An 18,243-nucleotide genomic window follows, 5' to 3' on the forward strand; every position below is an offset into this window, starting at 1 on the left:
ATCCCCGTCAGGGCCGGTCCGGCCCTACTCCCGTGCCCCCGCGGCCTCGATCGACCGCCCGCGGGTGGTGCGCCAGGCGGCGAGCACGGCCGCCGTCACCGCGACCGCGGCGCACAGGCCCACCGCCTGGGCGACCGGTCCCCACGGGACGGTGGCCGCGAAGTGGCCCACCAGGCGGTGCAGCGCGGTGGCCTGGGTGGCCGCGACCGCCGCGCCGGCCACGGCGGCGAGCAGGGTGCCCACCAGCACGGCCAGCAGGGACTCCGCGGCGATCAGCCGCAGCGTCTGGGCCCTGGTCGCCCCGGCGAGGCCCAGCGCCGCCAGTTCGCGCCGCCGGCCGGCCGCGGCCATGACCAGGGTGTTGGCCACCGAGAGCAGCGAGTAGCCGACCGAGATCCCCAGCACCACCACGGCGGCGTTGCGCGACTGCGCGCGCTGCTTGGCCGCCGACCGGTCGAAGTAGCGGTCGGCCGGTCCGACCTCGGCGTTCAGGCCGCCGAGCGCCGTGCGGGCCGCCTCGGCGTCCGCGGGCGTGCCGAGCCAGGCCAGCGCGGGCAGTCCGCCCGCCGCGTGCGCCGCCGAGAGGTAGGTGTCGTCGCCGCCCAGACCGGTCCGGACCACCGCCGCGATGCGCAGAGCGGTCCGTGACCCGTCCGGGAGCCGGCCGGTGACGGTCTGCCCGGGGGACAGGTCGTCACTGCGGGCGGTGTGCTCGTCCACCACCAGGAAGTCGTCGCCGAGCCCGGTCAGCGAGCCCGCGACCACGGTCGGCGTCAGCACCGAGCCGAGCGCGTCGGGCCGGACGGCCTGCCCGCTGAGCGAGTCCAGGACGGTGCCGTCGGCGCCGCTGATCTCCAGCCGGGTGGGGGTGACCGTGGTGGCCCGCAGGTTCGCGAGCGCGGCGGCCGTCGGGCGGTCCAGCAGTCCGCCGCCGGGCAGCACCACGGCGGCGGCCCGGGTGTGGCTGCGCGCCAGATCGGCCCGGGCCGCGTCCCCGGCGCCCTGCATGATCGTCATGGCCGCGACCAGCCCCACGGCCACCACCACGGGGGTGACCGTGGCGGCGGTCCGGCGCCTGGCGTTGAGCGTGTTCTGGCGGACGATCAGCGGGCCGGCGCCGAGCCGGGCCAGCGGCCAGGTGGCCAACCGGGCGGCGGGCCGCAGCAGCACCGGCGCGAGCAGGGCGAGGCCGCCGACGAAGAGCAGCGGCACGGCGCCGTACTTGCGGGCGTTCACCGCGTACTCGGGCGAGCTCGCGGTGATCGTCCAGCCGGTGGCGACGGCGCCGGCCAGCAGGCCCAGGGCCAGCACCCAGCGCAGCGGTGTCATCGCCCGGGTGTTCGCGGCGGAGTCCCGCAGCGCCGCGACCGGGCGCACCCGGGCGGCCCGGGCGGCCACGGCGGCGGCGCCCGACAGCGCGGCGGCGACGCCGAGCAGGGCGGCGAGCAGCAGCGCGAGCGGATCGACGCCGACGTCGAACCACTCGGGCGCGACGCCGTGGCCGACCATCCACCCGCACAGCACTCCGCCGCCCGCCACCCCGAGCAGCGACCCGACCAGCGACCCGGCCGCGCCGACCAGGCCGGCCTCGGCCAGCACCAGACCGGCGACCTGACGCGGGGTGGCCCCGGTCAGCCGGAGCAGCGCCAGCTCGCGTCCGCGCTGCTCGACGGAGAAGGCGAAGGTCGCGATCACGATGAAGACCGCGACCGAGACCGCGATCCCACTGGTGGTGGCGGCCATGGCCTGCGCGTTCATCAGCTGGTCCGCGCCGCCGGACGGGTCGGGGTCGGCCTGGCGGCGGTCCGGCCCGGTGAGCAGCAGCACGCCGTCGGCCGTCGGCAGGGCGGTGGCCGGGCCGGTGGCCGCCAGTGCGTTCACCGGCGGCGAGATCCGGGCGGCGGCGGCGTCGGTGAAGAAGGCCGCGTGCTCGAACCAGCGCTGCTCGGTGGCGCCGACCACGGTGTAGGCGGAGCGTCCGGCCGCGGTCGCGAGTTCGATCCGCCGGCCGACCAGCTCGGCGCCGCCGGTCAGCACGATCTCGTCGTCCGCCGCCGGGGCCCGGCCGGCCGTCAGGTGGTACGGCGTCAGGGCGGCCGAGGACCAGCCGTGGCCGACCCCGTCGGCGGGCCCGCCCGGGCGGCGGGCGGGAAAGGTGCGGTCGGCGACGGCCCCGGCCGGCGCCCCGCCGGCTACGGCGGGAGGCAGCCCGGCGGGGAGCCGGGCCGCCTCGCCGCGCGCGTCGGCGGGCACCGCCACGGCGGTGGCGGCCGCGAACCGCTGGGGCGCGGGGTACGGCGTGCCGGCGGTCGCTGCCAGCACGAGCGACATCATCGAGATCAGCCCGGTGCCCAGGGCGAGGGCGGCGAAGACGCCGATGAAGGCGGTCCAGCGGCTGCGCAGGTTGGCCAGGGCCAGGTTCAGCACGCGGCGGCCTCCGCGAAGTCGCCCGGGCCCGCACCGGCGGGTCCGTCCTCGGCCGGTTCCAGCGCGGCCATCCTGGCGGCGACGGCCTCGACCGTCGGGTCCGCCAGCTCGTCCACCACCCGGCCGTCGGCCAGGAAGACCACCCGCCCGGCGTACGAGGCGGCCACCGGGTCGTGGGTCACCATGATGATGGTCTGGCCGTGCTCGGCGACGATCCGGCGCAGCAGCGCCAGCACCTCCCGGGAGGTGCGGGAGTCCAGCGCCCCGGTCGGCTCGTCGGCGAAGAGCACCTGGGGGCGGGTCACCAGGGCGCGGGCGATGGCCACGCGCTGCTGCTGGCCGCCGGAGAGCTCGCTGGGCAGGTGTGCCGCGCGCTCGGCCAGGCCCAGTTCGGCCAGGACCCGGTCGACCTCGGCGGGCCGGGCCGGCTTCTTCGCCAGCTGGAGCGGGAGCTCGACGTTCTGCCGGGCGGTCAGCGTGGGCAGCAGGTTGAAGGACTGGAAGACGAAGCCGATCCGCTCCCGGCGGAGCCTGGTCAGCGCCGTCTCCGACATGCCGCGCGGGTCCACCCCGGCGAGGCGGACCAGGCCCTCGTCCACCTGGTCGAGCCCCGCCGCGCACTGGAGCAGGGTCGACTTCCCGGAGCCGGACGGCCCCATCACCGCGGTGAAGGAGCCGGCCGGGAACTCCAGGGTCACCCCGTCCAGTGCCGCGACCCGGCTCTCGCCGCTGCCGTACACCCGCCGGACTCCGGTCAGCGCGACGACCGCACTGTCTTGCACCATGCTGAACTGCCCCCGAGCTGAATGATCATTGAATCGGGGGACAGTAGTACCAGCTGTCACCCCGTCCGACGACCGAATTCGGGCACCCGCCATCGGCCCGGCCGGACCGGGCGCCGGCCACCGGTCTCAGAGTTCCCGGAGTTCGCGGCGGGTGAAGGCGTAGCCGAAGGCGGTGAGCAGGGACAGGCCGGTGGCGAGGAAGACGCCGCGGGGGCCGAAGGCGGCGACGGCGGCGCCGACGGCGAGGACGGAGAGGGGGAAGACGGCCAGGCCGCAGAAGGTGACGGCGGCCATCACGCGGGCGAGGAGTCCGGGCGGGGTGCCGTGCTGGATGCCGGTGACGATCAGGACGTTGGTGACGGTGCTGGCGGCGCCGGCCAGGGCGAGGGCGGCGAGTGCGCCGGGCAGGCCGGTGAACGGCACCAGGCTCACGGCCAGGCCCATCAGCAGGCCGCAGGAGAGGGCCGTGCGCCCGGGGGAGCGCAGGTCGGGGAGGCCGGCCACCAGCAGGGCGCCGAGGAGCGCGCCGCCGGTGAAGGCGGCCAGCAGGGCGCCCAGGCCGACGGCCCCGGCGGCGAAGTCGTGGGTGGCCAGGGTGGGGAGGGCCACCCTGGTCATCCCGCCCATGGTGAGGTTGGCCACCGTGGTGACGGCCAGCACCCCGCGCAGCAGCCGTGATTCGCGCAGCAGCGCGCGGAAGTTCCTTGGCACGCCGGCGCGTTCGGCGACGTTCTGGGCCGGCGCGGCGAAGCTGCCCCGGCCGATCATGAGCAGGGTGACGGCGGAGACCGCGAAGGTGAGGGCGTCCACCACGAGGGCCGGGGATGGGGACAGCCAGGCCACCAGGAGACCGGCCGCGCCGGGGCCGGCCAGCCCGGTGGTGAAGGTGACCATCCGGCTGAGTGCGTTGCCCTGCTGGAGGTCCTCGGCCGGCAGCAGCCGGGGTGTGACGGCCCAGGAGGCGGGCAGGAAGAGCCCCGCGCCCAGGCCGGTCAGGCAGCCGATCGCCGTGACCAGCGGGGTGTCGGCCCGGTGGGTGGCCGCGGCCAGCGCGAGGGCCGCGGTGGCGGCCAGCCGGCCGAGGTCGGCGCCGAGCATCACCCGCCAGGCGCCCCACCGGTCGGCGAGCATCCCGCCGAGCGGCGTGGCGAGCAGCCGGGCACCCCCGTAGGCGGCGACCACCAGGCTCAACTGCCGGGGCCCGCCGCCGAAGGAGTACACCAGCAGCGGCAGCGCCACCACCTGGAAGGCGTTGCCGAACTCCGACGTCCCCTGCCCGATGACCAGCAGCCGGTACCCGCGCACCCGCAGCGGCCGCAGGCTGACCCTCGGCGCGGTGACTTTACTGGCCACGGAGGCTCACCGGGAGGGACTCCAGGCCGCGCAGCATGATGGTGGTGCGCCAGGGCAGGGTGGCCTCGTCGGCGGCGAGCTCGATCCGGCCGAAGCGGCTCAGCAGACCGGTGAGGGCGATCTCGCCCTCCAGCTTGCCGAGGAAGGTGCCCAGGCAGCGGTGCAGGCCCTGGCCGAAGGCGAGGTGGCCGGGGTCGTCGCGGTCGAGCCGGAGCCGGTCGGGGTCGGTGAACCGGTCCGGGTCGCGGTTGGCGGCGCCGAGCGAGAGCAGGACGAGTTCGCCGGCCGGGACCTCCACCCCGCTGACGTCCACGTCCTGGGTGGTGAACCGCATGGTGGCCATGCTCACCGGGGACTCGTAACGCAGCAGCTCCTCCACGGCCATCGGCATCCGCGCCGCCAGGTCGGCGCGCAGCCAGTCGAGTTGGTCGGGGTGGTGGATCAGCGCGAGGGTCGCGGTGCCGAGCATGTTGACGGTGGTCTCGTGGCCGCCGATCAGCAGGAGGAAGACCATCGAGAAGACCTCCTGCTCGGTGAGCTCCCCGGCCTCGCAGGCCTGCACCAGGTCGGTCAGGATGTCCTCGCGCGGCCGCTGCCGCCGCTCGGCCATCAGGGTGCGCAGGTAGGCCTGCATCTCGGCGGTGGCCTCGTCGAAGGACATCGCGCCGCCGTGGGTGAGGATCGCGGTCGACCAGGTGCGGTAGGAGTGCAGGTCCTCGGGCGGGAAGCCGAGCAGCTCGCAGATGATCATGATGGGCAGCGGGAAGGCGAAGTCCGTGACCAGGTCGACCACTTCGCGCTCGCGCAGCCCGTCGAGCAGGCCGCCGGCGATCCGCTCGACCAGTGGCCGCATCAGCTCGACCCGCTTGCGGGTGAACACCCCCTGGATCATCCGGCGCAGCCGGGTGTGGTCCGGCGGGTCGCTGTTGAGCATGTGCACCACGTCGGAGCCGAGCGCGAGGCCGCCGCCGCGCTCGTTGGCGATGCCCTGGCTGCGCCGGACGTCCTGCCCGAAGCCGGGGTCGGTGAGCGCGGCCCGGACGTCGTGGTAGCGGGTGATCATCCAGACCGGCAGCCCGGAACCGTACTCCACGATCGAGACCGGCGAAGCGGCCCGGATCCGGGCGAGGGTCGGGTACGGGTCGCGGATGAACGCGGACATCCGGGCGTGGGCGTCGTCCACGGGGGCGGTGGTCATGGCTGGGCTGCTCCTCGCAGGTGTCAGACGGTCAGTGACGGGAAGGGCCAGCGCCGGACGGCCAGCGGCAACCACCAGACCAGTCCGGCCTGTTCGGCGACCAGCCCGGCCTCGGTGAAGTCCCGCAGTGCGGCGGCGGGCAGCTCGGCGGCGGGCACACCCGGGGTGAGCGCCGCGATGGCGGCCAGGTGTTCGGTCTCGTCCACCGTGTACAGCTCCAGCCTGCCGCCCCGCCGGTCCCGGACCTCGGCGAACCCGGGGCCCCGCCGGTGCACGCACTTGTTGGGGAAGTAGGCGGCCCGCCACTGTCCGGCCACCTCGGCCGGCTGCCCGTGCACCCGGGTGGGCGGGTAGAAGTGGTGGAAGAGCCGCCGGGTCACGCAGCCGTCCGGGCAGTGGGCCTCCCAGAGCACGGCCAACCCGCGGGCGGTGGCCTCCCGGAGCAGCAGCAGGGCCCGCAGGTCGGCGCCGGAGGCGTCCGCGCAGAGCCGCACCGGCTCGGGGAGCCGTACGCAGCGCGCCCCTCGGCGGTGCCAGTCGGCCACGGCCGCGCCCGCCGGGCCCGTCACGGTGTGCACGCCGAGGGCGGTGCCGGGCAGGGCCCGGACGGCCGGGTCGTAGTCCAGCCACAGCTCGACCGCCAGGGGGTCAGCCGACCGCGAGGGCATCCGAAACCTCCCCGAGGGTGGAGCCGTGCCGGTGCTCCAGCCGCATCAGCACCTGGTTGTCCGCCTCCACCGCGACCTGGAGGTAGCTCGCGCCGTCGTGGAAGAGCAGGCCCAGCTCGCGCCAGCGCGCCAGCAGCGGCTCGACCACCGCCGCCCCGCCCGGTGTCCGGGCCGCCAGTACGGCGGGTGTGCGTGGCTGGTCGAGCAGCCGGTACAGGGCCAGTTCGGCCGGGTCGGTGAGCTCCAGGTGCCGCCAGTCGTACGCCGGGCGGGAGTTGAGCAGGGTGATGCGGTCCCCGCTGTCGCGCAGGCTGAGCCGGCTGTCGGGGTACGCCAGCCGCCAGGCCGCCACCGCCGCGCTGAGCTCGGCGCCCAAGGGGGCGCCGATGCCGCGCTCGGGGGCGCTGAACACGTAGGCGATGTCCGCCAGTTCGGATTCCGGCAGCCGGTAGGTGGCCCGGTACTGGTACGCGGGCCTGGTCAGGTCGAAGCCCAGCTCGGGCTTGCTGAAGTAGGGGCTGAACCGCTCGATGGCGATCCGGCCCGCGCCGAGCGGCGGGTCCAGGTGGTGCAGCAGCGGCAACTGCGCCAGGACGGCCGTGTAGTCGGCGGGCTGCTCGCCGGGGAAGCCGTAGAGGTAGTTCCAGGTGACGGAGACGCCGGCGCTCTGCGCGTCCCTCAGGGCACGGACGTTCTGGCAGCCCGTCACGCCCTTGTCCATGATCTTCAGGACTCGGCTGCTCAGGCTCTCGATGCCCGGCTGCACCTGCACCGCGCCCGCCTCGCCGAGAAGTTGGAAGTGGTGGCGGCGCAGGTTGGCCTTGATCTCGAAGTGCAGCCGCAGGTCCACCGGCAGTTCGGCGAGCGAAGCCAGCACGGTGCCGAAGTAGCCCATGTCGAGGATGTTGTCGACCAGGTGCACGTCGAGCAGCTGGTGGCGCTCGACCAGGGCCAGCAGTTCGGCGAGGAAGGCCTCGGGCGGCTTGGCCCGGAACTCCATCGAGGAGCCGTTCAGCCCGCAGAAGGTGCAGTGGTGCTTCTCGCCCCACCAGCAGCCGCGCGAGCCCTCGAGCACGAGGTGCGGCTCCACCCAGCCGGCCGCCACCGAGGCGTCCAGCCGCTCGAAGTACCCCTCGTAGCACGGCGGGAGGATCGCGGCGGGCGGCAGCGGCCGGGTGCTCATCGGGTTGGCCCGTGGAGCCCCGGCGGGGTCGCGCCAGCACAGACCCGGCACGGCGGAGAGGTCGGTTTCGCCCGCCGCGAGCAGGTCGAGCAGGGCGGGGAAGGCGGCCTCGCCCTCGCCGCGCACGACGTGGTCGAGGAAGGGGAAGTTGCGGTGCAGCGCCGCTCCTTGCGGCCCGTCGCAGTTGGCCCCGCCGAGGACGGTGCGCACCTGCGGGCAGGCCTGCTTGAGGCGCCGGGCCGCGGCCAGGCTCGCGGCGTTCTGCTGGAAGGTGGAGGAGAAGCCGACCAGGTCGGGCGGATCGGCGGCCAGTTCGGCGACCAGGTGGTCGAGGAAGGCGGGCACGGCCGCGCGCATCCGCCGCACCAGCTCGATCTCCGCCGCGCTCGCGCCGTTGGCGGCCAGGAAGCCGAAGTACTCCGCGAAGTCCGCCGGGACGGTCCCGGGTTCGGCCTCCTCCTCGTACAGCGCACCGGCGAACGCCCAGTCGCCCGCGCCCTGGAAGTAGGAGCGCTCGGCGAAGTAGGAGTAGTCGTCGAGGGTCAGGCCGGTGGCGGCGGCCGCCCAGTCGGCGAAGTCGAGGTTGGCGTAGCGCACTTCGACCTGGTGGCCGGCCCGGGTGGCGGCGGTGTGCAGGATGCCGAGGGCCAGCGAGGGCAGGTCGAGGGCGCCCCACGGCATGTGCAGCAGAACGATCCGCATGGTGGGAGGATCCAAATCTGGGGGGCCGGGCGCCGCTCCGGGGCGATTGCGGCGCCCCGGAGCGGCACTGGATCACTTGGCCTTGGGGGCCTTGGGCGAGCCCTTCAGGGCCGGCTGCACCGGGGTGGCCTTGGTGATGTCGAAGGCGAAGTTGTCGCCGACGATCACCGCACCGCGGTCACGCTCCGGAGCGCTGATCGGGTCGTTGGACACGCTGCGTCGCTTCATGGGAGTACACCTCCTCTCCTGGCTGGTCGGGCTCCTCGGCGCGGGCCGCGCCGAGGGGATCAGGGGCTGCGCCACACCCGGCGGGCGAAGCGCAGTTGGGCGGCCAGCACCGAGGCGTGGTCGCCGGCCCGGCGGCTGCGGTGGCCGCCGTCGACCCAGACCAGCTCGTGCGGGGCGCCGACGCCGCCGAGCGCGCGGGCGTAGCGCTCGACCTGCTCGGCCGGGCAGCGCTCGTCGGTGCGGGAGGCGACCAGGAGCACGGGCGCGCGGACCCGCTCGACGTAGGTGAGCGGGCTGGCCCGGCGGTAGCGCTCGGGCACCTGCTCGGGGGTGCCGCCGAACAGCTGCCGGTCGGTGGCGCGCAGCGCCGGGGTGGTGGCGCGGTAGGCGGCCGGGTAGTCGGCGATCGGGTGCACGGCCATGCCGAGCGACCAGAGGTCGGGGTGCAGGCCGAGCGCCAGGAGGGTCAGGTAGCCGCCCCAGGAGATCCCGCACAGCCCGGTCCGCCCGGCCTCGGCCACCCCCTCGGCGACCAGCGCGGCCCGGACCGCCGCCAGGTCCTCCGCCTGGGCGAGCCCGACCCGGTGGCCCCAGTCGTGCTGCCAGCGGGCGCCGTAGCCGGTGGAGCCGCGGTAGTTGGTGCGCACCACGGCGTGGCCGGCCCGCACCAGGGTGTCCACCGTCGGGTCGTAGGAGTCCCGGTCGTGGGTGGCCGGGCCGCCGTGCACCAGGAAGAGGGTGGGCCAGGGGCCGGGACCGTCGGGGGTGGCGAGGAAGCTGTGGACGCGCCCGTACGGCCGCTCCGTCCACCGCTCGGTGCGCCGCACCCCGCCGGGGCGGTGCGGAGCCGGGTCGGCGGGCGGGCCGCCCGGCCGGAAGGCGAGGGTGCGCGGCGGCACCGCCTCGCGGCTCCACAGACAGTGCAGGGTGCCGTCGGGGGCGCAGGAGAGGTCGTGCACGGTGCCGCCGGGCAGGGGGACGGGCTCGGGCGGCGGGCCGTCGAGCTCGGCCCGGAGCAGCCGGCTGCGGCCCGCGTGCTCGTGCTGGACCAGCACGCCCCGGCCGCCGCCGTACCAGCCGACGGTGATCTCGGACGCGAAGCCGAGTCCGGGGTGGTGCCGCAGGCCCCGGCCGGGCCGCCAGGTGGCGACGCCGTAGTGCTCGCCCCGCGCGGTGACGAGGAGCAGTTCGCCGGTCTCGGGGTGGAACTCGATCGGCCACAGCCGCAGGCCGGGGCCGCCGGGCAGGGTGAGCGGCTCGCCCGCGGGGTCGGCGGGCCGCAGCAGCACGGCGTCCGGGCCGTCGGGCCGTCCGGCCAGCGCGAGCAGGGCGCCGTCGGGGGAGAGGTCGGCCAGGCCCAGGTAGCCGGGGGCGGTGCCGAGCAGGCGGGCCGGGCCGCCGGGGGCGCCCGCGTACAGCAGGGTGGTGTCGCCGACGCCCAGTGCGAGGGCCGCCGTGGCGCCCGACCGGTCGAAGGCCAGCCCGTACGCCCGGCCGCGCGGCAGCCCGGTCAGCGCCTCGGCCGCCGGGCCCGCGGTGAAGGGCTGGCGCCGCCAGCGGCCGGCGCCGCCGGTGTCGGCGTCGAACCACCAGACGTGGCCGCCGTCGGGCTCGATCTCGCTCAGGTCGACCCCGTGCGGCAGGTCGGTCAGCACCCGGCGCCGGTCGGCGGCCGGCTCCCAGGCCACGGCCTGCCAGCGGCCCCCGATCAGCCTGGTCTCCACCGCCCGCCCGCCGTCGAGGGCGGCGAAGCCGGGGGCGTGCAGCAGCTGCGACACGGGCGTCACCTTCCGAGGTGCGACGGGGCAGTGGCAGGGCAGGTCAAAGCAGGCTCTGGCAGGCACAGTTGACGAAATGTCAGATCGATTCACGGAGTCGATCGCCCGGGTGCGGTGTCAACTGTAGGGTCGCCCGGCGACCGGTCAAATGGCTCGCAGGCGTTTGTCCGGAAGGTGACAACCCGGGATGGCCCGGGAGCGGTGGGGCGGCCGCTCCCTGCCGGTGCGGGCAGGACGGATAGGGTCTGCGGGAGGTGTGTGCGAACGCCCGGGAGCGGGCGTGCGGCCGGAGGAGATGAGTTGAGCGAGACCGCGTTCCGGGAGAGCGACCCCGAGGGCGTGCGACCCCTGGACGGGGGAGCCCTGGCGGCTCGCTGGTGGAAGTGGGCGCTGTCGGCGCCCGAGGAGCACTGCCCGGTGCGCGACCGGACGGGCAAGCACGCCGCGTGGCGTCAGCCCGCCGACATCTGGTTCCTCGCGGGCACCTACGGCGGCCGAGTGGTGCGCCGCTGCCAGATACCCTCCGGCCGACCGGTGTTCTTCCCGGTCATCAACAGCCAGCGCTCGACCCTCGGCCTCTCCGCCCAGCCGCTGCAGCTGGCCGTCTCCTCCGCCGCCGCCGATCTGAACGGCGTGCCGCTGGAGATGTACGAGTACTGCTCCAGACGGTTCTGGGCCAGCGGCCGGCTGCGCGTCGCCTGGGGCCTGTGGAGCGCCCTGGAACCGCTCACCCCGGGGCAGTACATCCTCACCATCCGGGCCATCTCCGGCACCTTCGTGGTCGACACCACCTACCACCTGGACGTCGTCCCGACGCTGTGACGGCCTTCCGGCTGCCGAGACCCCGCGTTAGGGAAGTGTCAAGACTCTTAACGCCGTACGGGTGGCGCCGGGTATCGGGTGTGCGTCCACGAAGCGGCTGGAGGCCAAGCGCCGCAAGGGTCCTTCGAGTAGGAAACGGGTGTCAGGATGCCGCCCGGCGGGTGTCCTGCCCGGCGGGGCTCCCAGGTTGCCAAGATCCGGTCACATAGTCTGACCTCCGCCATCCGTCAGGACGGTAGTTCGGATCTTTGAGGGAGTGTTAACGGTGGCCGCTTCAGTTACGGCCGAGAAGGGCAGCAAACAGCAGCGGCTGCGCGCGTGGATGCTGGAAGGCCTGTCCGACATGGCCAAGCAGCACCCGGGGCCGCACGCCCAGGCACCGACCGTGCACAAGGGCCAGCGCTGGTGGAAGGTCATGTGCCTGACCGGCGTCGACTACTTCTCGACCCTCGGTTACCAGCCGGGCATCGCCGCCCTCGCCGCCGGCCTGCTCTCGCCGATCGCCACCATCGTCCTGGTGATCGTGACCCTGCTCGGCGCCCTGCCGGTCTACCGCCGGGTCGCCCAGGAGAGCCCGCACGGCGAAGGCTCGATCGCGATGCTGGAGCGGCTGCTGTCGTTCTGGAAGGGCAAGCTCTTCGTGCTGGCCCTGCTCGGCTTCGCCGCGACGGACTTCCTGATCACCATCACCCTCTCGGCCGCCGACGCCACCGCCCACCTGGTGGAGAACCCCCACCTGAGCAGCACGCTCGGCGGACACCAGGTGCTGATCACCCTGCTGCTGGTCGCGCTGCTCGGCGGCGTCTTCCTCAAAGGCTTCAGCGAGGCGATCGGCATCGCCGTGACCCTGGTCGGCGTCTACCTCGCGCTCAACGTGGTCGTGGTCGCGGTCGGCTTCTGGCACGTCGTCACCGCCCCGCACGTGATCACCGACTGGACGAGCGGCCTGACCGCCGAGCACGGCAACCCGATCGTCATGGTCGGCGTCGCCCTGGTCGTCTTCCCCAAGCTCGCGCTCGGCCTCTCCGGCTTCGAGACCGGCGTCGCCGTGATGCCGCACATCGAGGGCGCGGAGGGTGACACCGAGGAGAAGCCCGTCGGTCGGATCAAGGGCGCCCGCAAGCTGCTCACCACCTCCGCCGTGATCATGAGCGTCTTCCTGATCGCCACCAGCTTCATCACCACGCTGCTCATCCCGGCCGACGAGTTCAAGGCAGGCGGTCAGGCCAACGGCCGCGCCCTGGCCTTCCTCGCCCACGAGTACCTGGGCGGCACCTTCGGCAGCATCTACGACCTCTCCACCATCGTCATCCTCTGGTTCGCCGGGGCCTCCGCGATGGCCGGGATGCTCAACCTGATGCCCCGCTACCTCCCGCGCTACGGCATGGCCCCGCACTGGGCCCGCGCCGTGCGGCCGATGGTGCTGGTGCTCACCCTGATCGCCTTCCTGGTCACCTGGCTCTTCGACGCCAACGTCGACGCCCAGGGCGGCGCGTACGCCACCGGTGTGCTGGTGCTGATCACCTCGGCGGCCATCGCCGTGACCATCGCCGCCCGCAAGGCCAAGGAGCGCGGCTGGACCATCGGCTTCGGCGTGATCTCGGCGGTCTTCGTCTACACCACGGTCATCAACGTGGCCGAGCGCCCCGACGGTGTGAAGATCGGTGCCTGCTTCATCGCCGGCATCGTGCTCATCTCGCTGGCCTCCCGGCTGGCCCGCGCCTTCGAGCTGCGCGTCACCGCCGTGGAGCTGGACGACGTGGCCGCACGCTTCGTCCGCGACACCTCGCACCGCACCATCCGGTTCATCGCCAACGAGCCCAACAACCGGGACCTCGCCGAGTACCGCGACAAGGTGCACCAGATCCGCAAGGACAACGACATCCCGCCGGAGGACGACCTGGTCTTCGTCGAGGTCACCGTGCTCGACGCCTCCGACTTCGAGGCCGGGCTGAAGGTGCGCGGCGAGGTGCTGCACGACCGGTACCGGGTGCTCACGCTCGAGCACTCCAGCGTGCCGAACGCGCTGGCGGCCCTGCTGCTGCACGTCCGGGACGAGACCGGGCAGCAGCCGCACATCTACTTCGAGTGGACCGAGGGCAACCCCTTCGCCCAGTTCCTGCGGTTCTTCCTGTTCGGCCAGGGTGAGGTCGCGCCGGTCACCCGCGAGGTGCTCCGCGAGGCCGAGCCGAACCGGGCCCAGCGCCCGCGCGTCCACGTCGGCTGAGCAGGTCGCCGCCGGGCCCGCTCCCTGCCCAGGGGGCGGGCCCGAGCCGTCTCAGCGTGCGGCGCCGCCCAGGGCGTGCCCGCCGAAGCCCTTGCCACCGCCGGCCCCCAGCCACCAGCGCTCCACCTCGGCCTGGTCCATGGCCGGCCAGTCCGGCGTCTCCAGCACCTGCGCCCGGCCCAGGCTGCGGCCCAGCTCCACGGTGGCCCGGCCGATCGGTGCCCGCTCGGCGCTGTACGCGGCCAGGCCCTCGTCCAGCGAGTCGTGCGTGCGCAGTGCCCGCTCCAGCGCGGCGGCGTCCTGCACCGCCTTGATCGCGCCGCTGCCGGTGTTCGGCCGCGCGATCGAGGCCGCGTCACCGAGCAGCGCGAGCCGGCCCTCGGTGAAGCGCGGCACCGCCATGTCGTACATCGGCTGCACAAAGGTGTTCTCGGCGGGGGTACGCCGCATCACCTCCTGCCAGAACGGCGGGAAGTACGCGTCGACCAGCTGCTGCTGGTACGCCGCCAGGTCCTCCGTGATCGCCCGGGGGTGGGTGGTCGACGGGTCGGCGAACCGCTGCGCGGCGGCCTCGGGCGGCGCGGCGTAGAACACCCAGTTCACGTCCGTGCCCACCCCGCCGGGGCCCGGGATCCGGTAGACGATCATGTGCCCGCTCGGGAAGGCGACCGTGAGCGCGTCCCCCTCCGGGAAGGCCTCCGCCGCCCGCTCCGGCAGCTGCTCCGCCGACAGGGTGCCCCGCCAGGCCACGTACCCGCCGTACTCGGCCGCCGTCCCCGGGTGCATCGCGGCCCGGACGGTCGAGCGGTAGCCGTCCGCGCCGATCACCAGGTCGAACCGCTCCCAGGAGCCGTCCGGCAGCCGCACCGCCGCGCCGTCCGGCTCGCCGCGCACCTCGGTGACGGCGGCGCCGGTGCGGTAGTCCACCCCGGCGGGGATCCGGCTGCGCAGCTCCTGCCAGAGCGACCCCCAGTTGTACGAGCGGAACGGGAACGGCAGCGCCCCGATCTCGCGCCCCGCCCACACCTCGCCGTCCCGGACCACCCAGGGCCGGCGCTTTATCCGCTCCCACGGCATCGCGGCGTCCAGGTACCCCGCCGCCTCCAGCTCGGTGTACCGGTCGCTCTGCAGTGCCAGCCCCACCCCGCGGTCCTGCAGCCGCCCCGGTGCCCGCTCGAACACCACCACCTCGGCAGCCCCCGTCCGCGTAGCCGCGAGCGCGGCCGAACACCCCGCGATGCTCCCGCCCACCACGGCGACCCGTCCTCCACGCACCAGCGACCCCTCTCCGTCGTCAACTCACCCCTGCCTCGGAGATTATGACGGCCGGACAGACGGACCGGATCCGGCGCCGGTCATCTCTCCCGGCCGCGAGGGTCGGTACCCCCGGCTGGCGCGACGACCGGCCGCAGGCTGCACCGGCTCAGCGGGACTCGGCCGCCGACGTCAGCTCGGCCAGCAGGGCCGGGCCGGACCAGCGGGGTGGGGTGTTGGCGGTCTCGGCGGTGTGGACGAGTTCGCGCAGGCGGGTGTTGGCCGGGGCGGGGAGGTGGTGTTCGGCGGCGAGGGTGACGATCTCGCCCTGGAGGGAGTCGATCTCGGTGGGGCGGCCCCGCTGGAGGTCCTCCCACATCGAGGAGCGGGCCTGGGCGTCGATCCGCAGGCTCGCCCCCGCCAGCCGCCGGAACACCGCGTCCGGCAGCCCCAGCACCGCCGGCATCCACCCCGGCGGCACCGGCCCCAGCCGGGCGGGCGTCACCCCGGCCCGCCGGAACGCCGCCAGCCCCTCCCGCTGGCACAGCGCCAGGCAGCGGCGGTACGCCCGCTGCCCGAGCTGCTCGCGCAGCGGCAGCCCGGAGAGCGCGTTGAGTGCGTTGTTGAGGTTCATCAGCAGCTTCGCCGCCTGGATGCCGGGCATGTCCGCGTGCACCGCCAGCGCCAACCCGGCCGCCTCCGCCGCCGAGGCCAGCGCCGCACTCCCGTCGCCGTCCGCCACCAGCACCTGCCCGCCACTGCCCTGGTGCACCGAGGCCGGACCCGTCCGCACCACGTTGTAGGGCACCATCCCCGCCAGCACCCGGTGCCCCGGCAGCTCGGCCCGCAGCAGCGCCGGGTTGTGCAGCCCGTTCTGGAAGCTGACCACGACGGCCCCGGGCGCCAGGTACGGCGCGAACGAGCGCGCCGCGCCCACGGTGTCCGCCGACTTCACGGTCACCAGTACGTAGTCCGCGTCCCGTACCGCCTCCGGCCCGGACGCCGTCCGCAGACCGTGCCGCACGCGGGGCGCGGAGCCCGACCCGCCGGTGAGGGTGAGCCCCTGCTCCGCGATCTCGGCCATCGCCGCCGGGCGGCCGATCAGCGTCACGTCCGCCACCTCGGCGAGCGTGCCACCCAGGTGGCAGCCGATGCTGCCCGCGCCGAAGACGGCGATCCGCAGCTTGGCGGGGTCGGTGGACACGGGCTGCTCCTGGGTCGGTGGGGCGGGCGGGGCGGCTGCTCAGTCGAACAGGTCAGGGTCCGAGGCCGTGATCTGGTCCCAGAGCGGGCGGGCCTGGAACCAGCCTGCCAGGTTGGTGCCCAGCTGGCCACGGGTGATCAACGCCGTTTCGCGGTCGATGTGTTGCGGCGTCCCGGCGGCCATCGCGAGCAGCTGGGCCTGGCAGGAGCGCTCCATGGTCACGAACCACCAGACCGCCTCGGCCACCGACTGCCCGACCGTGAGCAGCCCGTGGTTCTGCAGGATGACCGCCTTGCAGCCGCCCAGCGCCTCCGCGATCCGCTTGCCCTCCTCGAGCTCGTTCACCACACCCCGGTAGTCCCGGTACACCGCGTGGTCCTCGAAGAACGCGCAGGCGTCCTGGGTGATCGGATCGAGCGGGATGCCCAGGCTGGAGAAGGCCTTCCCGTACAGCGAGTGCGAGTGCGCCGCCGCGACGGTGTCCGGCCGCGCCGCGTGGACCTGCGAGTGGATCACGAACGCGGCCCGGTTCACCGGCCGCGACCCGTGCAGCAGGGTGCCCTCGTGGTCGACCAGGATCAGGTCGGAGGCCTTGATCTGGCTGAAGCTCATCCCGAACGGGTTCACCCAGAACCAGTCCGGGTTCTCCGGATCGCGGACGGTGATGTGCCCCGCGACCCCCTCCGAGAACCCGAACCGCCCGAACAGCCGGAACCCGGCCGCCAGTTGCTCCTTGCGGTACTGCCGCTCGGCCTCGACCGAGTCGAAGGTCGGCGGCAGCGGAATGGTGACGTTCTCCGGCACCGGCCCCATGGCGGCGGCCAGCGCGGCGGGCGGGGGAGTGGGCTGCGAGGTCGAGGTCATGGCCCGAAACATACAGCGGTGTATCCGATACGTCGATGCATCGGACGAAGGCAATTCCGCCCGTCCCCTGGGTAAGGTGAGGGAGCCCGCAACAGGACGGGACGAGACGAGGGGAGGGCGCGCGATGCCCAAGGGAGTGACGAAGCGACGCCCCCGTACCCGGGCCGCGCTGCTCCAGGCCGCACTGGAGACCTTCGCCGAGAACGGCTTCCACGCCACCTCGATCGAGCAGATCTGCGAACGGGCCGGCTACACCCGCGGCGCGTTCTACTCGAACTTCAGCAGCAAGGAAGAGCTCTTCCTCGCCCTCTTCGACGAGCACAGCGAACGCATCGTCCGCCGGATCACCGAACTGATCGACTCCGTCGCCGACACCGAGCTCAGCCTCCAGGCCCTGGTCGAGGTCCTCTCCGACGTCGAGCCCGCCGAACGCGACTGGTACCTCGTCACCACCGAGTTCACCCTGCACGCCATCCGCGACCGGCAGGCCGCCTGGGTGCTCGCCCAGCACGACGCCCGCCTCCGTGCCGAGATCGCCCGCTGCCTCACCGCCCACCTCCACCGCACCGGCCGCACCCTCTCCGTCGACGCCGACGAACTCGCCCGGCTGCTCATCGCCATCCGCGAGGGCGGCCTGGCCCAGAGCTACGTCGAGCCCGAGGCCCTGCCCCCCGGCCAACTGGAGCGGAACTTCCTCGCACCGCTGCTCACCGCACTCACCGCCCCGGCGGAGCAGCGGTAACAGCGGCTGCAACAGATGCGGGTGAAACCGGGTGGAACGTATGCAGACCCCCTGAGAGCATCTGCGGATGTCGATCATCGCCGACGAGCTCGGCCAACCAGGCCGCCGTCGGCGAGCACTCCCGGGGCCCCTCCGCCGGAGACGTCTCCACCTTCTCCTTCCCCACTCTGGTGGGCGTCGGCCGGCTCGACGTCGCGGACTTCCAGGCCATCGCCCGCCGGTACGCGGACACCATCCCCGGCGCCGCGCTGGTCGAGTTCGACACCGCTGCTCACCTCATCGCGCTGGACGCCCCTGCCGAACTCACCGCCGTACTGGTCCCGTTCCTCGCCCGCTAGGACCTGGCCCCGGGACTGCCGCGTGGCATGTTTGCTTCTGCCCGTCGATCGGCGTAGTGTTCACTAGTCGCTCGGCAGGGAGCACCGGACACGCATCCGCGCGGACGGTCCCGGGGCGGCCAATCCCTTGAACCACCACTTCACTCGCGGCGGAGTCATGTCTTCGACATGCCTCGGCTCGAATTGTTGTGCGCGTTTATCGGATTGGGGTCGGATTCGCTTTTCGGAGCGGGGATCGGCTAAGGTTTGAAACGTCGGACGGGCCGTCAGGTCGCAGACCGGCAGGGAAAACCGAGTGGAAAGCGAAGCGGAAATCATCTGCTAAGCTGGAAACACGAAGAACGAAGCCCGGAGGGTTGGTCGGAAGGCCACCCAAAGGAAGCATCCGTTCCTTGAGAACTCAACAGCGTGCCAAAAGTCAACGCCAGATATGTTGACATCCCCGGCCTGGGTCACTTGATCCGGGTTGG

General features: G+C 73.8%; 15 protein-coding genes. 4 read left to right on the forward strand and 11 right to left on the reverse strand.

What is annotated here, in order from left to right; translation table 11 throughout:
* Positions 1–24 precede the first annotated feature (24 nt).
* The 8 genes from ABT095_RS18720 to ABT095_RS18755 all read right to left on the reverse strand — a co-directional run bounded on the left by ABT095_RS18720 (position 25) and on the right by ABT095_RS18755 (position 10,322).
* Positions 25–2,427 carry an FtsX-like permease family protein gene (locus ABT095_RS18720; protein WP_350530533.1) on the reverse strand — a complete coding sequence of 801 codons (2,403 nt, stop codon included), beginning with the start codon at positions 2,425–2,427 and terminating at the stop codon, positions 25–27.
* Positions 2,421–3,212 carry an ABC transporter ATP-binding protein gene (locus tag ABT095_RS18725; protein ID WP_350530534.1) on the reverse strand — a complete coding sequence of 264 codons (792 nt, stop codon included), beginning with the start codon at positions 3,210–3,212 and terminating at the stop codon, positions 2,421–2,423. The genes ABT095_RS18720 and ABT095_RS18725 overlap by 7 nt, the downstream gene beginning before the upstream one ends.
* A 126-nt stretch (positions 3,213–3,338) precedes the next feature.
* Positions 3,339–4,565: an MFS transporter gene (locus ABT095_RS18730; RefSeq protein ID WP_350530535.1), complete on the reverse strand. Its 1,227-nt coding sequence runs from the start codon at positions 4,563–4,565 to the stop codon at positions 3,339–3,341.
* Positions 4,555–5,763, reverse strand: coding sequence for a cytochrome P450 family protein (locus ABT095_RS18735; protein WP_350530536.1), 1,209 nt, complete (start codon positions 5,761–5,763; stop codon positions 4,555–4,557). The genes ABT095_RS18730 and ABT095_RS18735 overlap by 11 nt, the downstream gene beginning before the upstream one ends.
* A gap of 23 nt (positions 5,764–5,786) precedes the next feature.
* Complete coding sequence (locus tag ABT095_RS18740) at positions 5,787–6,431, reverse strand: DUF5825 family protein (protein WP_350530537.1); 645 nt, start codon at positions 6,429–6,431, stop codon at positions 5,787–5,789.
* A complete protein-coding gene (locus ABT095_RS18745; protein ID WP_350530538.1) occupies positions 6,412–8,316 on the reverse strand; it encodes a RiPP maturation radical SAM C-methyltransferase in 1,905 nt (634 codons plus the stop codon). Before ABT095_RS18745 ends, ABT095_RS18740 begins: the two co-directional genes overlap by 20 nt.
* Before the next feature lie 72 nt (positions 8,317–8,388).
* Complete coding sequence (locus ABT095_RS18750; RefSeq protein ID WP_350530539.1) at positions 8,389–8,544, reverse strand: hypothetical protein; 156 nt, start codon at positions 8,542–8,544, stop codon at positions 8,389–8,391.
* A 59-nt stretch (positions 8,545–8,603) separates the two neighbouring features.
* Positions 8,604–10,322 carry an alpha/beta hydrolase family protein gene (locus ABT095_RS18755; protein WP_350530540.1) on the reverse strand — a complete coding sequence of 573 codons (1,719 nt, stop codon included), beginning with the start codon at positions 10,320–10,322 and terminating at the stop codon, positions 8,604–8,606.
* A 300-nt stretch (positions 10,323–10,622) separates the two neighbouring features.
* Between ABT095_RS18755 and ABT095_RS18760 the strand changes: the two genes are divergently transcribed.
* Together ABT095_RS18760 and ABT095_RS18765 are read left to right on the forward strand one after the other, a co-directional pair.
* On the forward strand, positions 10,623–11,144 hold the full coding sequence (locus ABT095_RS18760; protein ID WP_350530541.1) for a hypothetical protein: 522 nt from the start codon (positions 10,623–10,625) through the stop codon (positions 11,142–11,144).
* 322 nt (positions 11,145–11,466) lie between these two features.
* Complete coding sequence (locus tag ABT095_RS18765) at positions 11,467–13,371, forward strand: APC family permease (RefSeq protein ID WP_350530553.1); 1,905 nt, start codon at positions 11,467–11,469, stop codon at positions 13,369–13,371.
* Positions 13,372–13,422: 51 nt separating this feature from the next.
* On the opposite strand, the gene ABT095_RS18770 is transcribed toward ABT095_RS18765, so the two are convergent.
* From ABT095_RS18770 to ABT095_RS18780, 3 genes are all read right to left on the reverse strand, one after another.
* Positions 13,423–14,646, reverse strand: coding sequence for an FAD-dependent monooxygenase (locus ABT095_RS18770; RefSeq protein ID WP_350530542.1), 1,224 nt, complete (start codon positions 14,644–14,646; stop codon positions 13,423–13,425).
* A 148-nt stretch (positions 14,647–14,794) separates the two neighbouring features.
* Positions 14,795–15,829, reverse strand: coding sequence for a 2-dehydropantoate 2-reductase (locus tag ABT095_RS18775; protein WP_350530543.1), 1,035 nt, complete (start codon positions 15,827–15,829; stop codon positions 14,795–14,797).
* A gap of 39 nt (positions 15,830–15,868) precedes the next feature.
* Entirely contained in the window at positions 15,869–16,693 is an 825-nt protein-coding gene (locus tag ABT095_RS18780; protein ID WP_350530544.1) for a class II aldolase/adducin family protein, read from the reverse strand.
* Positions 16,694–16,817: 124 nt separating this feature from the next.
* Between ABT095_RS18780 and ABT095_RS18785 the strand changes: the two genes are divergently transcribed.
* Complete coding sequence (locus ABT095_RS18785; protein WP_350530545.1) at positions 16,818–17,435, forward strand: TetR/AcrR family transcriptional regulator; 618 nt, start codon at positions 16,818–16,820, stop codon at positions 17,433–17,435.
* A 170-nt stretch (positions 17,436–17,605) separates the two neighbouring features.
* Positions 17,606–17,773, forward strand: a complete 168-nt coding sequence (locus ABT095_RS18790) for an alpha/beta fold hydrolase (RefSeq protein ID WP_350530546.1) — start codon at positions 17,606–17,608, stop codon at positions 17,771–17,773.
* The last annotated feature ends 470 nt before the right edge of the window (positions 17,774–18,243 follow it).

The sequence above is a fragment of the Kitasatospora sp. NPDC002227 genome, from assembly GCF_040296285.1.
Taxonomy (GTDB): domain Bacteria; phylum Actinomycetota; class Actinomycetes; order Streptomycetales; family Streptomycetaceae; genus Kitasatospora.

What these genes read in the sequence shown, in the direction of transcription:
- ABT095_RS18765 (WP_350530553.1), top strand. Translation starts at nt 11,467, where the DNA reads ATGCTGGAAGGCCTGTCCGACATGGCCAAGCAGCACCCGGGGCCGCAC.
- ABT095_RS18780 (WP_350530544.1), bottom strand. Translation starts at nt 16,693, where the DNA reads ATGACCTCGACCTCGCAGCCCACTCCCCCGCCCGCCGCGCTGGCCGCC.
- ABT095_RS18725 (WP_350530534.1), bottom strand. Translation starts at nt 3,212, where the DNA reads ATGGTGCAAGACAGTGCGGTCGTCGCGCTGACCGGAGTCCGGCGGGTG.
- ABT095_RS18740 (WP_350530537.1), bottom strand. Translation starts at nt 6,431, where the DNA reads ATGCCCTCGCGGTCGGCTGACCCCCTGGCGGTCGAGCTGTGGCTGGAC.
- ABT095_RS18735 (WP_350530536.1), bottom strand. Translation starts at nt 5,763, where the DNA reads ATGACCACCGCCCCCGTGGACGACGCCCACGCCCGGATGTCCGCGTTC.
- ABT095_RS18785 (WP_350530545.1), top strand. Translation starts at nt 16,818, where the DNA reads ATGCCCAAGGGAGTGACGAAGCGACGCCCCCGTACCCGGGCCGCGCTG.
- ABT095_RS18750 (WP_350530539.1), bottom strand. Translation starts at nt 8,544, where the DNA reads ATGAAGCGACGCAGCGTGTCCAACGACCCGATCAGCGCTCCGGAGCGT.
- ABT095_RS18745 (WP_350530538.1), bottom strand. Translation starts at nt 8,316, where the DNA reads ATGCGGATCGTTCTGCTGCACATGCCGTGGGGCGCCCTCGACCTGCCC.